11 protein-coding genes are annotated in these 13,724 nt (G+C 59.3%); 4 read left to right on the top strand and 7 right to left on the bottom strand.

Going from position 1 to position 13,724, the window contains the following annotated elements; all coding sequences use genetic code 11:
* The first annotated feature begins 651 nt into the window (after positions 1–651).
* Positions 652–1,221: a manganese efflux pump MntP gene (gene mntP / locus GHO03_RS21830; protein WP_095031625.1), complete on the top strand. Its 570-nt coding sequence runs from the start codon at positions 652–654 to the stop codon at positions 1,219–1,221.
* A 41-nt stretch (positions 1,222–1,262) separates the two neighbouring features.
* Here the strand turns inward: mntP and GHO03_RS21825 are convergent, their stop codons facing one another.
* On the bottom strand, positions 1,263–2,447 hold the full coding sequence (locus GHO03_RS21825) for a sugar transporter (protein WP_095000379.1): 1,185 nt from the start codon (positions 2,445–2,447) through the stop codon (positions 1,263–1,265).
* Positions 2,448–2,737: 290 nt separating this feature from the next.
* On the opposite strand from GHO03_RS21825, the gene GHO03_RS21820 reads away from it, so the two are divergent.
* Positions 2,738–4,852 (top strand): TonB-dependent siderophore receptor, encoded by a 2,115-nt coding sequence (locus tag GHO03_RS21820; RefSeq protein WP_153400513.1) that lies wholly within the window; start codon positions 2,738–2,740, stop codon positions 4,850–4,852.
* A 157-nt stretch (positions 4,853–5,009) separates the two neighbouring features.
* Positions 5,010–6,245 carry an alkaline phosphatase family protein gene (locus tag GHO03_RS21815; RefSeq protein ID WP_153400512.1) on the top strand — a complete coding sequence of 412 codons (1,236 nt, stop codon included), beginning with the start codon at positions 5,010–5,012 and terminating at the stop codon, positions 6,243–6,245.
* Positions 6,246–6,295: 50 nt separating this feature from the next.
* Here the strand turns inward: GHO03_RS21815 and pepN are convergent, their stop codons facing one another.
* The 6 genes from pepN to GHO03_RS21785 form a co-directional block, all read right to left on the bottom strand.
* Positions 6,296–8,953 (bottom strand): aminopeptidase N, encoded by a 2,658-nt coding sequence (pepN, locus tag GHO03_RS21810; protein ID WP_095018021.1) that lies wholly within the window; start codon positions 8,951–8,953, stop codon positions 6,296–6,298.
* A gap of 12 nt (positions 8,954–8,965) precedes the next feature.
* Complete coding sequence (locus tag GHO03_RS21805) at positions 8,966–9,796, bottom strand: DUF2797 domain-containing protein (RefSeq protein WP_095000383.1); 831 nt, start codon at positions 9,794–9,796, stop codon at positions 8,966–8,968.
* Entirely contained in the window at positions 9,793–10,053 is a 261-nt protein-coding gene (locus GHO03_RS21800; RefSeq protein WP_016780738.1) for a YeaC family protein, read from the bottom strand. The genes GHO03_RS21805 and GHO03_RS21800 overlap by 4 nt, the downstream gene beginning before the upstream one ends.
* 144 nt (positions 10,054–10,197) lie before the next feature.
* The gene (locus GHO03_RS21795; protein ID WP_095018023.1) at positions 10,198–11,070 is read right to left on the bottom strand and encodes a rhomboid family intramembrane serine protease; all 873 of its coding nucleotides are present in this window, start codon (positions 11,068–11,070) and stop codon (positions 10,198–10,200) included.
* Entirely contained in the window at positions 11,067–12,038 is a 972-nt protein-coding gene (locus GHO03_RS21790) for a metallophosphoesterase (protein ID WP_095000385.1), read from the bottom strand. The genes GHO03_RS21795 and GHO03_RS21790 overlap by 4 nt, the downstream gene beginning before the upstream one ends.
* Positions 12,038–12,928 carry an NAD(+) kinase gene (locus GHO03_RS21785; RefSeq protein WP_095000386.1) on the bottom strand — a complete coding sequence of 297 codons (891 nt, stop codon included), beginning with the start codon at positions 12,926–12,928 and terminating at the stop codon, positions 12,038–12,040. Before GHO03_RS21785 ends, GHO03_RS21790 begins: the two co-directional genes overlap by 1 nt.
* Positions 12,929–13,029: 101 nt before the next feature.
* On the opposite strand from GHO03_RS21785, the gene GHO03_RS21780 reads away from it, so the two are divergent.
* The coding region (locus GHO03_RS21780) for a DUF1853 family protein (RefSeq protein ID WP_153400511.1) at positions 13,030–13,724 on the top strand (695 nt) is incomplete at its 3' end.

Here is a 13,724-nt window from a genome sequence, read left to right as displayed (position 1 = left end):
CAGAACGAAGCCAGTAAAGCCGCCGCCGTGGCCGGAGCCCAGGCCCAGGTGACTGCGACAGCAGCAGCGCTGCAGGCGGCGACGGCAGCCTTGCTGCAAGCATTGACGGCCCAGGGCAGTGGCAGCTCGGGGTCGATGGTCAGCACATCGGCGTAAAGGGTGGCAGGTAAGCCCGGTACATAGCCGGCATTTACGGCGCCTGTACAATCGAGTGGCTACAGCAGAAGCAAAAATTTGAAGCAACGCCAATCTCTTATGGGAGCGGGCTTGCTCGCGATGGCAGCACCTCGTTCATCCAGCCAGCACGAGGTGCCTGCATCGCGGGCAAGCCCGGCTCCCACAGAGAAAAAATGTCGGCCGTAAATCTTGCATTCAAACAGGCTGGCATCTGCGTCGCCGATCGCAGCCTCACATACGAATAACCCTACACAAAATTTAGCCTTTTCCCAATCCCCCCGTTTTTCTGTTAACGTCTGCCCCCTCTTTGGGGAGTAGCTGGCCGTCATGCAAGTGGCGGCGCTCTGGTCAACATTCTCGGCAACCTGCCGTGGCCATGGCATCCATACGGATTTGCGAGACCAACGTCATACCTGTGCTGAAGTCGGGCGCGCAGTGTTATGTCGTTGTCTCAAGCCCGGCTGGATGACTGAATTGAACCCAATTGCCCTGATTCTCCTGGCATTCGCCATGTCTACCGACGCATTTGCCGCCGCCATCGGCAAAGGCTCAAGCCTGCATAAACCGCGTTTCAACGAAGCCCTGCGCACCGGCCTGATCTTTGGTGTGATCGAAGCCATTACGCCTGTGATCGGCTGGGCCATCGGTCAGGCGGCCAGCAGCTACGTCACTCAGTGGGACCACTGGATCGCCTTTACCCTGCTGCTGGGCTTGGGCCTGTACATGATCTACAACGGCGTAAAACCCGATGAAGACATGCCCGAAGACAAACCGTCGCAACACTCTTTCTGGATTCTGGTGGTCACCGCCATCGCCACCAGCATCGATGCACTGGCAGTAGGCGTAGGCCTGGCTTTTGTCGACGTCAATATCTGGCTGGCAGCAGCAGCCATCGGCCTGGCAACCATGACCATGGTGATTATCGGCACCATGCTGGGTCGCGCGCTGGGCAGCCTGGTCGGCAAGCGCGCAGAAATTGTGGGGGGTGTGGTGTTGATCATCGTGGGCGCCACGATTCTGTATGAGCATCTGAACGCCGTGTAAAATCTGCCGGGGCTCTGGCCTTGCGCCAAAGCCCCGGTATGTCAGGCCTGTGCGGCGCTGCGGTTTAGCCGGTACATGGTCCAGGCGTAGAACACCAACGCCAGCCCCGCCAGCGAACCACCTGCCAGCCCGATCCAGGCAAAACCGAAATGGCTGCCCACCGAACTGCCCAGCAATGCCCCGCCGCCAATGCCGATATTGTAGATACCGGAAAACATCGCCATCGCCACATCCGTCGCGTCCGGCGCCAGGGTCAGTACTTTGGACTGCATCGCCAGGCCAAAGCCCATGATCGCCATCCCCCAAATGATGCTCAACACCCCCAGGGATTCAATCCAGTTGCTGGCCGGCAACAGCAACAGTAGGCTCAGCGCGATCAGGCCCACAGCGGTCAGCAGGAAGCCCAGCGGGCTGTATTTGTGGAACCAGCTAAAACACAGCGAACCGAAAATCCCCGCACCGCCGAAGAGCAGCAGGATCAGGGTCACGGTAGCGCCGCTCATACCCGCCACGTTCTGCACAAAGGGTTCGATATAGCTGTACGCGGTAAATTGCGCCGTGATCACCACCGCCGTCAACAGATACACAGCCACCAGTGCAGGGCGCTTGAACAGCACCGGCAAGCTTCTGAGCGAGCCGGAATTCTGGCTTGGCAGCAACGGCAAAGTGCGCGCCAACCACAGCACCAGCAACACCGCCAGCGCTGCGATCACCAGAAAAGTGGTACGCCAGCCCATGGCCTCGCCCAGCAAACGGCCCAGGGGCACCCCCATCACCATCGCCAGCGAAGTACCGGTGGCCAGCAACCCCAGCGCTTGCACCTGCTTGCCCTCAGGCGCCAGACGCACCGCCAGAGAGGCTGTTATCGACCAGAACAGCGCATGGGACAGCGCCACGCCGATCCGGCTAAGCAACAAAATGCCGAAGCTGGTCGCCAGACTCGACAGTACATGACTGGCGATAAACAACCCGAACAGCACCAGCAGTAACTTGCGCCGCTCAACGTTGCGCGTCACCAGCATGATCGGCAAGGAAGCCAGTGACACCACCCAGGCATAGATGGTGAGCATCAGCCCGACCCGGGCCGTGGCCATGTCAAAACTTGCGCCAATCGCACTCAGCAGCCCCACCGGCACAAACTCGGTGGTATTGAACACAAAAGCGGCCAGCGCCAGCGCGATTACAGGCTGCCAGTTGGCTTTAGAGGTAGAGGTGGGGTTGCTCATTTAATGAATGCACTACTCGCTATCGATGATGAACCGGCTCCGACGCTTCAAGCCGGAACCACACAGGCTGACAGTTTATAGCCTTCACGCAGAGCCGTTGGCGAGATTTTGCAGATACTCGGCAGGCGGCGTTTGGTCGAGGCGCCGAGGTGCCCGATAAAAAGACCGCAGCAAGGATTTTGCAACAATGCGTAAAGAATAGTTAAGAGCATTGATTATCATTTGCACAAATGTAAAGCTTTGTAACTAATTCTCGTTTACGCAGTTCCAGCCCGGAGTATCCGCAGATCATGCGCTCACTGTTCAGCCTTCCGACGTCCGCCCTTACACTTGTCGCACTGGGCATGCTCAATTCGGCATCAGCCGACGAGTACACCTTGAACCTGCCTTCCACCAGCGTCACCGGCACCGCCGACAGTGAAGATGCACCACCGGGCTATCAAGCCAAACCCGCCGCCACTACGACGCGATTGAACCTCACCGCCGGGCAAACACCCCAGGGCATCACCAGCATCAAGCGCGAGCAACTTGACGACTTCAAGCTCAACAGTATTCGCGATGTGCTGGACAGTACCCCCGGAGTCAACGTGCAAAAGGTCGAGACCGACCGGACCTACTTCACTGCCCGCGGTTTCGACATCACCAACTTCCAGTACGACGGCATGGGCATGGGGCTCACCGGCGGCGTGCTGGTGGGTGATATCGACACCGCACCCTACGAGCAGGTTGATGTCTTGCACGGCGCCAACGGCCTGATGACCGGCACTGGCAACCCGTCGGCCACGGTTAACTTTATCCGCAAACGCCCCACCTATGAGCCTGAGGCCAAGGTCAGCGTCAGCGCCGGCTCCTGGGACAAGCGCCGGGTCGATCTCGACGTCTCCGGGCCGCTGACCGATTCGGGCAATGTGCGCGGGCGAGTGATCTATGCCAACGAAGTGGGCAACTCTTATCTGGATCGTTATTCCCGGGAAAAGAACATCTTCAGTGGCATGCTCGCCTTCGACCTGAGTGACGACGACACGCTGACCGTCGGTTATGAAGACCAGAAAAGCAATGCCAACGGTGCCAGCTGGGGCTCCCTGCCGCTGACCGACAGCAGCGGCAACGCCCTGCACTACAGCAGCACCAGTGCCAACATTGCCCAGCCCTGGGTGTACTGGGATGTACGCACCAGTCGCGCCTTCGCCGAGTGGCAGCACCACTTCGCCAATGACTGGAAGTCCACGCTGACCGTAACCGCCATGGAGCATCGCGAAGACACCGACATGTTCTACATCTATGCCAACAGCGCCTCTAGCACCGGCTATACCGGGCTGGCCTCCAACTACAAAGGCAAGACCCGCGAGCTGGATGGCGACCTCTCGTTCAGCGGGCCTTTCAGCCTGGGCGGCCGCGAGCACCAGTTGACCTTCGGCGCCAACGTGGCCCGTTCCCGTACCCAGGAAACCTCGCTGTACGGCACCTCCTCGTACTACACCCCGGTGTCGCTGGAAGATGCCCTCAACGGCGTCATCCCCAAGCCTGCTTACAACATGGCCAATGCCGACGCGACCTCCAATTACACCGACCGCCAGAAGAGTCTCTACGCCGGTACACGGTTGAGCCTTACCGACGACCTGCACCTGATCGTCGGTGCGCGCATGCTCAGTGCCGACAGCGATGGCGAAAACTACGGTTCGGGGCGGGACGTGAGCATTCATGGCAAAGTCACCCCGTACGCTGGCGTAGTCTATGACCTGACGCGGCAGTACTCGCTGTATGCCAGCTACACCAAGATTTTCAACCCGCAGTACTACCTCAATACCCAGGGCCAGGTGCTCGACCCGCTGGAAGGCAAGAGCTACGAGGCCGGGATCAAGGGGCATCTGCTGGACAAGAAACTGGACGTTTCGGCAGCGGTATTTCATACCAAGCAGGATAACGTTGCCACCTACTCAGGTTTCAACCCTTCCCTGGGCGGTTACCTGTATGACGGCATGTCGTACAAGAGCAGCGGTGTAGAACTGGAAGCTTCGGGCGAACTGGCGCCGGGCCTGCAAATCAGCGGGGGCTATACCTACGTCTATATCACCGATGCCGACAACAACCGCGGACGCAAGTTTATACCGCGCAATGCCCTGACCACCTCCATGGCCTACAAGCTGCCGATGGCACCGCAGGTGAAAGTGGGCGGCAGCCTCAAGTGGCAGAGTAAGGTCGAGAACGACGACACCCCGGCAGCAAACCAGGCTGCCTATATGCTGGTGGGCCTGATGGCCAGCTATGATATCGACCCGCACTGGAGCACCCAGCTCAACCTCGACAACCTGACCAACGAGAAATACCTGCAAAGCGTACGTTACGGGCAAAGCAACTACGGCTCCCCGCGCAACGTCACGGCATCGGTGAGCTGGAAGTTCTGATGAAGTGCCGGGCCAGTTCCCCTGGCCCGACATGAACTGCGTATGAACGTGCCGGGTACTGAAATATCCTGCATTTAAAGCTGGCAATAACGTAATGTCAGTGACATACAGCCCTTACATATTCGTCTCGTGTTCAACTCACTGAGTGAGATCTGCCATGAGCCATACCCATTTTGCTTTATCTATCGCTGCCGGCCTGGGTTTGACATTCACCGTCATGTTGTCCCATGCCGCGCCCCCTGATACCTCCGACGCCCAAAACTACAAAAGCCACAAGGCCTTGTTGATTGGTGTCGACGGCATGCAATACGAAAAACTTCAGCAAGCCATTCAAAATAATATGGCCCCCCATATTGCCGGCCTGAACCCCGCCAAAAGTTACATCGGAGGGATTGACGGAACTGCGACAGAGCAAACTACCGGTAGCGGCCCGGGCTGGACGACAATACTGACCGGCACCTGGGTAGACCGACATAAAGTCCCCTCCAACAACAACGCATGGCGCAACAAAGCGCCCAGCCTGTTCAAGCAACTCAAGCAGGCGGATCCTGAACGCAAGACGAGCAGCATTGTCAGCTGGAATACCATCAACAACAACTTCGCCGATGATATTGCCCAAGGCTTTATCGACCTTGCCATCAAATGCTCCGACGTCGATCAATGCGTCGCCGACAAGGCCAGCTATGAGCTTGAATATGGTCGCTCGGACCTGGTTTTCGCGCACTTCGACGAGCCTGATAATGTCGGCCATAGATACGGTTTTTCAACCCGCTATCAGACCGCAATCCAGGGCGTCGACGACAAGGTCGGCCAGTTACTGTCGGCACTCAAGCGCCGTAAACAAAGCAACCCCGATGAAGACTGGCTAGTACTGGTGACAACTGATCATGGCCGGCGCCTGCCCGATGGGCGTAATCATGGCGCCCAAACCCTGAGCGAGAAAACCACGTTTATCGCACTCAACAAACCCGCCAACGAGCAACTTACCCGCCCCATCACCAATCCGGACAATCCGGGCCACGACAACCTCTACGGTTTTGCCAGCCAGGCGGATATTACTCCGACCCTGTTGGCCCATTTTGGCATCGAGCCCGTACCTGCCCGGCATGCCATGGACGGTCTGCCCCTGACCGGGCCTCTGGGTGCAAGGCTATTCTCTGCCCGGTTAGCGCCTGACGCAGCACAGGTGAATCTGACCTGGAATGGCGATGGCAGCGCAGACAAGCCCGTGCACATTTATCGCAATGGCAAGCAAATCGCCTCTGTCGACTACTCCCGGCGTGGTTATATCGACAACGACATCAAGGAACTCAAAGGGCCAGTCAATTACACGGCAGTGATTGATAAAGTGCCTGTGTCACGCTTGATCACTCTGGGCGACAAAAAACCATAAAAAAAAGCGCTGCCCGATCACTCGGACAGCGCCTTTTTTACGTCCAGGCGTTACGCCAGACTTTTGCTGACCACTTCAAACACATCGCTGGACAGTTCGCCCGAGCTGCGGATGCGCTCAAGCTCTGCCTTCATCAGCGCCTGTCGCGCAGCGTCGTACTTGCGCCAGCGGGTCAACGGCGCCAGTTGCCGAGAGGCAATCTGCGGGTTGAAACCATTCAGTTCGATCACCAGGTCCGCCAGGAAACGATAGCCCGAACCGTCCGCAGCATGGAAGTTGATCAGGTTTTGCCCGGCAAAGGCACCCACCAGGGCCCGCACTTTGTTCGGGTTCTTGATGGTGAACGCCGGATGTTGCATCAGCTCGCGCACGCGCTGCAAACCGCCGGGCAAGGTGCTGCCCGCCTGCACGCTGAACCATTGATCCATGACCAGCGGGTTGTCCTTGAATTGCTCGGCAAAACTGGCCAGCGCCGCAGCTTTTTCCGCCTCGTAGGGCGAGTTGACCAGCACGGCCAGCGCCGTCAGGCGTTCGGTCATGTTGTCGCTGTGCTCGAACTGCTCCAGCGCCGCCGCCAACACTTGCGGCTTGCCGCTGAGCATCAGGTAGGACAGCGCGATATTTTGCAGTGCGCGACGGGCAAAGTGCTCGGCTTCAGCCACATAAGGCGTGGCTTTGGACACTTCGCGGTTGGCCTGGTAACGCGTCCACAGGGCGTCGAACAGGCTGTCTGCCAGTTGCTTGCGAGCGAACTCGCGGGCAACGTGGATGGCTTCGACATCGGCCACGTCACTGATTTCGGTCAGATAGGCTTCGCCCGGCAGCGAGAGCATCTCTGCCACCATTGCCTGATCCAGTTGCTCATTGCCCAGCACCGTGCGCAACGCCTCGACCAGACGCTGATCCATGACCAGTGCTTCACCGCGCTGATGCTGTGCAATCAACTCTTGCAGCACCTGTACCGCCAGTTGCTGACCAGCATCCCAACGGTTGAACCCGTCGCTGTCGTGCTGCATCAGGAACATCAACTGGTCACGGCTGTAATCGAAGCTCAGCTTCACCGGTGCCGAGAACCCGCGCAACAGGGACGGCAGCGGTTTTTCGTTGATGCCGACAAAGGTGAAGGTCTGTTCGGCTTCAGTCACTGACAGCACGCGGCTGGTGCCCGAGGCCGCAGCTTCGCCCGCCAGTTGCAGGGCAATTTCACTACCCCCGGCGTCCAGCAGGCCCAGTTCGACCGGAATAACGAACGGCAGTTTTTCGATCTTGTCCGGAGTTGCCGGGCAGCTTTGCGCAAAAGTCAGGCTATAGGTGTGTTGTTGCGCATCGTAGTGCTCGCTGACGGCCAGCCGCGGTGTACCTGCCTGGCTGTACCAGCGCTTGAACTGGCTCAGGTCGGCGCCATTGGCATCTTCCATGGCCTTGATAAAGTCGTCGCAGGTCACCGCCTGGCCATCATGACGCTCGAAGTACAGGTCACTGCCTTTGCGAAAACCCTCGGCGCCCAGCAGGGTGTGGATCATGCGCACCACCTCAGAACCCTTCTCGTAAACGGTCAGGGTGTAGAAGTTGGAGATCTCGATAAAGCTCTCCGGGCGCACGGCATGGGCCATGGGGCCGGCGTCTTCGGCGAACTGGTGAGTGCGCAGGTAGGCCACGTCCTGGATGCGCTTGACGGTGCGCGAATTCATATCGGCCGAGAACTCGGAATCACGGAACACCGTGAAGCCTTCCTTGAGCGACAGCTGGAACCAGTCGCGACAGGTCACGCGGTTACCCGACCAGTTGTGGAAGTACTCGTGGGCGACGATGGCTTCGACCCGCTGGTGCGCGGCATCGGTGGCGGTTTCGGCGCGGGCCAGTACGGCGCTGGAGTTGAAGATATTGAGACCCTTGTTCTCCATGGCGCCCATATTGAAGTCGTTGACGGCCACGATCATAAAGATGTCCAGATCGTATTCACGACCGTAGGTCTCTTCGTCCCAGCGCATGGATTTTTTCAGGCTGGTCATGGCGTGCTGGCACTTGTCGATGTTTTCCGGCTCGACATAAATGCGCAGCGCCACGCTGCGCTCGCTCATGGTGGTGAAGGTGTCTTCGACGCACCACAGGTCACCGGCCACCAGTGCAAACAGGTACGCCGGTTTCATGAACGGGTCTTCCCAGGTTGCCCAGTGCCGGCCGTCTTCGTCGGGGCCGCTGGCGATCGGGTTACCGTTGGACAGCAGAATCGGGTAACTGTGCTGCTCGGCCACCACGGTGGTGGTGAACTTGCTCATCACGTCCGGGCGGTCGAGGTAATAGGTAATCTTGCGAAAGCCTTCGGCCTCGCACTGGGTGCAGAACATCCCGCCGGACTTGTACAGGCCTTCCAGCGCGGTGTTGGATTCGGGGTGGATGCGCACGCTGGTATCGACCACGAACTGTTCGCTGGTCGGGTGCAGGATCAGGTGGCTGTCGCTGAGCTGATAATCCTCGGCGGTCAATTCGATATCGTCGAGGCTGACCGACAGCAGCTCCAGCTGCTGGCCATCCAGCGCCAGGGCCGGCAGGCCGGCGCCACGGGCCGGGTTGCGGCGCATCAGCAGTTGCGCATGAACCAGGGTGTGATCCTCGAACAACTCGAAGGTCAGGTGCGTCTCGTCGATCAGGTAATCGGGCGCCTGGTAGTCCTTCAGGTAGATCATTTGCGGTTGTTCGGTGCGCATGCTGGAGTCCTTTTACTGATGCACGGCCAGCTGGTAGGCCGTGTATTTGCGGATATTGATAACGCCGGTGTCAAAGATCAGGTATTGGCCCTTGATCCCCATCAGCGTGCCTTCGACGATCGGATCTTTATCCAGATTGAAGCTGACAATCTTGGTCGGATACTGCTCGACCGGGTAGCAAATCTCGATGGGCTCGACGCTATGCAAAGGCTGTACCGCTTGCAGGCCGAAACGTTCCTGCAGGGTGTGCAGGCCTTCGGCGCAACTCTCGAACAGTTGCGCACGCACTGCGGCGAGGTCTACCGGCGCTGCGTCGCCCTTGAGCAGTGCACGCCAGTTGGTCCGGTCAGCCACTTGCGAGCGGAACAGGTCTTCGACAAACCCCGATTGCTGACGGGTCGCCACGCGCACGATCGGCAATGCCTGGCTGGCACCCTGGTCGAGCCAGCGGGTCGGCAACTGGGTGGCACGGGTAATGCCCACCTTGACCCCGGAGGAGTTGGCCAGATACACCACATGATCGGTCATGCAGAACTGCTCGCCCCACAACGGATCACGGCAAGTGCCCGCGTCATAATGGCAACGCTCCGGGCTCATGATGCACACATCACATTGTGCCAGCTTGGTCATGCACGGGTAGCAGTAGCCCTGGCTGAAGCTCTTCTTGGTTTTACGCCCGCAGTGAGAGCAGTTGATCTCCCCCAGGTATTCCAGACGCAGTTTAGTGCCAATCAAGGGATTGACCGGCACCTCGGTATCGCCCAAACGGAACGCATATTGAACGGTCGGCGTTTCCAGGCTTGCCGACATCTTGCTGATTGCACCGCGACCAATCTCAATCAATGGATGGCATCCGACTTGAACAGGATGTTGGGCACCGGCGCCGATTTCGAGCTGCATTCCTGCGGGCCCATATAACCGGTGCGCTGGTCTTCAGGCAGGTTCTGCACTTCCCAGGCAATCATCGCCTGCAACGACAGCTCGCGCTGTTCGGCAGTGAGTTTGTTGCCGTCCGCCCATTTACCGATTTCCACGGCCAGTTTCAGGCTCTGGTAGATCTCGGGGGTGATGTTTTGAATCATTTCGTTGAAAGAGGACATGGTTCTGTTTCCGCTCTTTAAAAATCAGATGGCATTTCTATCTGTGGGAGCGGGCTTGCTCGCGATTCAGGCAACTCGGTGCATCTGAATCAACGGGTTGAACCCATCGCGAGCAAGCCCGCTCCCACGCGACAATTCGAAACTTTATACAGCCTGCCTGCGCCGCGCCCAAAGCCCGCCCAGCAAGCCGGTCAGGCAACCGATGACCAGTCCGCCCACATGGGCGGCATTGGCGATCTGGCCAAAGCCGATCATCGACACCAGCCCCGACATGCACAATGCCAGCCACACCAGCATCATCACCAGCACACCGCGCGGCAGGTTATACAGGGGGTTTGGCGCCATCAACTGATAGATCCAGACATGCCCCAACAGGCCGTACAACACCCCCGACAACCCGCCAAACAGGCTCGGGCCGCCCACCAGGTACTGGGCGAAGTTGGACACCAGGCTGAACAACAGGCTCAGGCCGATCAGGTTGACGCTGCCCTGGCGCATTTCAATGCGCCGCCCCAGCTCCCAGTACCACATGCCGTTCATGGCGATATGCAGGAAACCGAAGTGAATCAACATCGGCGTAAACAGTCGCCACCACTGCCCGGACGCCAGGCTGTCAGACAAGGGGACAAAGTCGATGTACTGGCCATAAATGCTGAAGTCCAGAAACGTGAAAAACCTCAGGGCCGACAAATTGTCACCCAGTTGCGTCACCGCGGCCACGATTACGCACAGCAGCAACACGATGGCTGTGGCCGGGCTATCGCGCAGCTGCTGCGCAAAACCCGGGCGGGCCATGGCCTGCGGCCGTTCGACAACGGGTAAGGCGTGATCGGGGTCACCCAGCGGAAAACGCTGGTACAGGCTGCGCACGTCGTCGGCAATGGATTCAGGTGCCCACAGCACCTGCTCGCCTGCCTCTTCACTGACCCGATGGGGCACCTGCATGCGCCGCAGCAAAGCAACAAAACCGCTCAGGTCCACAGACAACGGCAAACGCAATACCGCTACAACACTCATTGAATGGCCTCAGGGCGATCTACATTCACCCATACAAATTTGTCCGGATCGAGCCGGGTTTCCTGGTCAAGGCGATAAGCCACCAGTTTGCCGTACAACACCGCGCTGTAATCCAGGCACGCCAGGTTCGGACGGATCGGCGCGGGCCGGCCGCTGCGCCAGTAGTGCCCGACAAACAACAGCGGTTCATCAATGCCATAACGTAACAGGGCACTTTTTTCAGTGGAGGACAGCGGCTGCTGTGCCACCCGTTCAGGCAGCGCATCCGGCTGGAAAACGATATCGCCGTAGGTCTTGGGGTCGTCTTCCCAGAACTTGGTGCGAAAGAATGCCCGCGTCAGGCCGTCGCCACCGGTCAGGGTCATGCCCCCCGGCAGGCGCATGTCAGTGCCACGCAACAGGCGGTTGAAGCTCAGGCTGGCAAAGCTGTCCGACACCGCCGCGGCCTGCAAGAAGGCCTCGTCAATGCAGCCGTCGGGGTATTGCGCACGCAGGGTGGCGATCACTTCGCTGTCCCAGCAGGCATGGACCACCCGGAAGCGCCCGGCATCGACAAACAGCGGCATGTCGTAAAACCACTGCACAAACTCGCGCCATTCAGCGGGATACTTGTCGAACTGTTCGAGGGTTTCGTGGATCAACCGGGCATGGCGCGGCGTGTGCTCGCGCACAAACTGCTTGCCACTTCCGGCTGGCGCGGGTGTACACCAGCCCAGCGCGTTGAATTCATGGTTGCCCATCAGGCACAGGGCCTGACCGCTGCGCACCATGTCGTAGACAATATGCAGCGACTCACGAATGCGCGGGCCGCGATCAATAATGTCACCCAGAAACACCGCCATCCGTTGCGGGTGTCGCCAGATACCGGCGAGTTTTCGATAGCCCAGACGCTCCAGCAGGTGCTCAAGGGTATGAGCACAGCCATGCACGTCACCGATCAGATCGTAACTGCGCGCTGGATCGAGCATCAGTCAGCCCTGCCGCCCAGTCGGCTACCCCAGCCAAGCTTGGTCCGACACACTTCGTAGTAGTTGTGGTCCAAAGGATGAATCAGACGCAGTTTTTGCGCTTTTTTGCTGACGTTGATGGTATCGCCCGGCGCACAGGTGAAGTGGTTCTGACCATCACACGAAACCTGCGGGTAGATCTGCATGTCCTTGGCCACCACTATTTTCAACTCACTGTTGCCATCGACCACGATCGGGCGGCTGCTCAGGGTATGCGGGTACATGGGCACAATCACGATCGCGTCGAGCTTGGGGTGCATGATCGGGCCGCCCGCTGACATGGCATAGGCCGTTGAGCCCGTGGGCGTGGCCACGATCAGGCCGTCGGCCTTCTGGCTGCAGACGAACTGGCCATCGATATGCAGTTCGAACTCGATCATGCGCGTGGACTTGCCCGGGTGCAGCACCACATCATTGAGGGCATCGCCCTGGCCGATGGCTTCGCCGTGACGGCGCACTTCGGCCTGCAGCAGAAAACGGTTTTCAACCAGGTAGTGGCCGTCAAGCACCTCAGCAACTTTGACTTCCAATTCATCGGGACGGATATCGGTCAGAAAGCCCAGACTGCCACGGTTGATACCCAGCACCGGTACATTGTGCCGGGCCAGCGCGCGGGCGGCGCCCAGCAAACTGCCATCGCCGCCGACCACAATCACCATGTCGCAGACTTCGCCAAGCATTTTGCGTGACGACGTTTGCAGGCCGTGACCGGGCAACACCTCGGCGATCGTGTCTTCAAGGATCACGTGCATATGCCGCTCGAGCAGGAATTTTTTCAGTCGGCGAACCGTATCGAGCACTTGCGAGCTGCCCAGACGACCTATGATGCCGATATTACGAAATTGCTCCATGGGGCTCCTGCGGGATTCTATGCGTGCGAAAATAACGATTATGGGCGAAAGACGACGATAGACAAAACCCTTTCAGCCCCGTGAACGGCTATGCTCGCACAATGACCCTCTTCCCCGACTTGCTCAACCTGCCCCATCAATTGTGCCACCCCGAGGTGCGCGATCTGGCGTGGGTGATCCTCGCACCACCGATGCTGACCCACACCCCCTGGCCCCAACGCCATCCATTGGCAGGCAGCGACTGGGTCCAGGCGCCGGAGCAACTGGAGCACTGGCTGCGCGAGCTGGACCGCAACTGCCAACCACTCCTGCACTGGCTCGAACTGGCCACCACCCGACGCCTGGGGCGCTATTACGAGCGCTTATGGCAGTTTGCAGTGCAGCACGCCCCGGGCGTCGAGCTGATTGCCGCGAACCTGCCGATCCGCCTGGGCGGGCATACCCTGGGTGAGCTCGATTTAGTGCTGCGAGACCGCGACGGCGTGCATCATCTGGAACTGGCGATCAAACTCTACCTCGGCCCCCAGGACGGCGATGGCGCAGACCCTGCGCAATGGCTAGGCCCCGGCAGCAATGACCGCCTGGACCGCAAGCTCAAGCATTTCTGCCAGCACCAGCTACCCATGTCCAGCCGCCCGGAAAGCCGTGAAGTGCTGGCCGGGCTGGATGTGCAGGCGTTCAGCGCCCATTTGTGGCTTGGCGGCTACCTGCTGTATCCGTGGCCAGGGCAGGCCCGACCACCAGCCGGTGCCAACCCGCAACACCTGCGCGGGCGCTGGTTGCATCAGCGCGACTG

Source organism: Pseudomonas sp. FSL R10-1339 (assembly GCF_009600545.1).
In the GTDB taxonomy this organism is placed as follows: domain Bacteria; phylum Pseudomonadota; class Gammaproteobacteria; order Pseudomonadales; family Pseudomonadaceae; genus Aquipseudomonas; species Aquipseudomonas bubulae.
The sequence above is the reverse complement of the archived record's forward strand: the minus strand, read 5'-3'. Positions and strand labels throughout refer to the sequence as shown.

Coding starts and splice junctions, on each gene's coding strand:
- GHO03_RS21825 (WP_095000379.1), bottom strand. CDS start 2,447: ATGAGCAACCCCACCTCTACCTCTAAAGCCAACTGGCAGCCTGTAATC.
- GHO03_RS21820 (WP_153400513.1), top strand. CDS start 2,738: ATGCGCTCACTGTTCAGCCTTCCGACGTCCGCCCTTACACTTGTCGCA.
- GHO03_RS21815 (WP_153400512.1), top strand. CDS start 5,010: ATGAGCCATACCCATTTTGCTTTATCTATCGCTGCCGGCCTGGGTTTG.
- pepN (WP_095018021.1), bottom strand. CDS start 8,953: ATGCGCACCGAACAACCGCAAATGATCTACCTGAAGGACTACCAGGCG.
- GHO03_RS21800 (WP_016780738.1), bottom strand. CDS start 10,053: ATGTCCTCTTTCAACGAAATGATTCAAAACATCACCCCCGAGATCTAC.
- GHO03_RS21795 (WP_095018023.1), bottom strand. CDS start 11,070: ATGAGTGTTGTAGCGGTATTGCGTTTGCCGTTGTCTGTGGACCTGAGC.
- GHO03_RS21790 (WP_095000385.1), bottom strand. CDS start 12,038: ATGCTCGATCCAGCGCGCAGTTACGATCTGATCGGTGACGTGCATGGC.
- GHO03_RS21785 (WP_095000386.1), bottom strand. CDS start 12,928: ATGGAGCAATTTCGTAATATCGGCATCATAGGTCGTCTGGGCAGCTCG.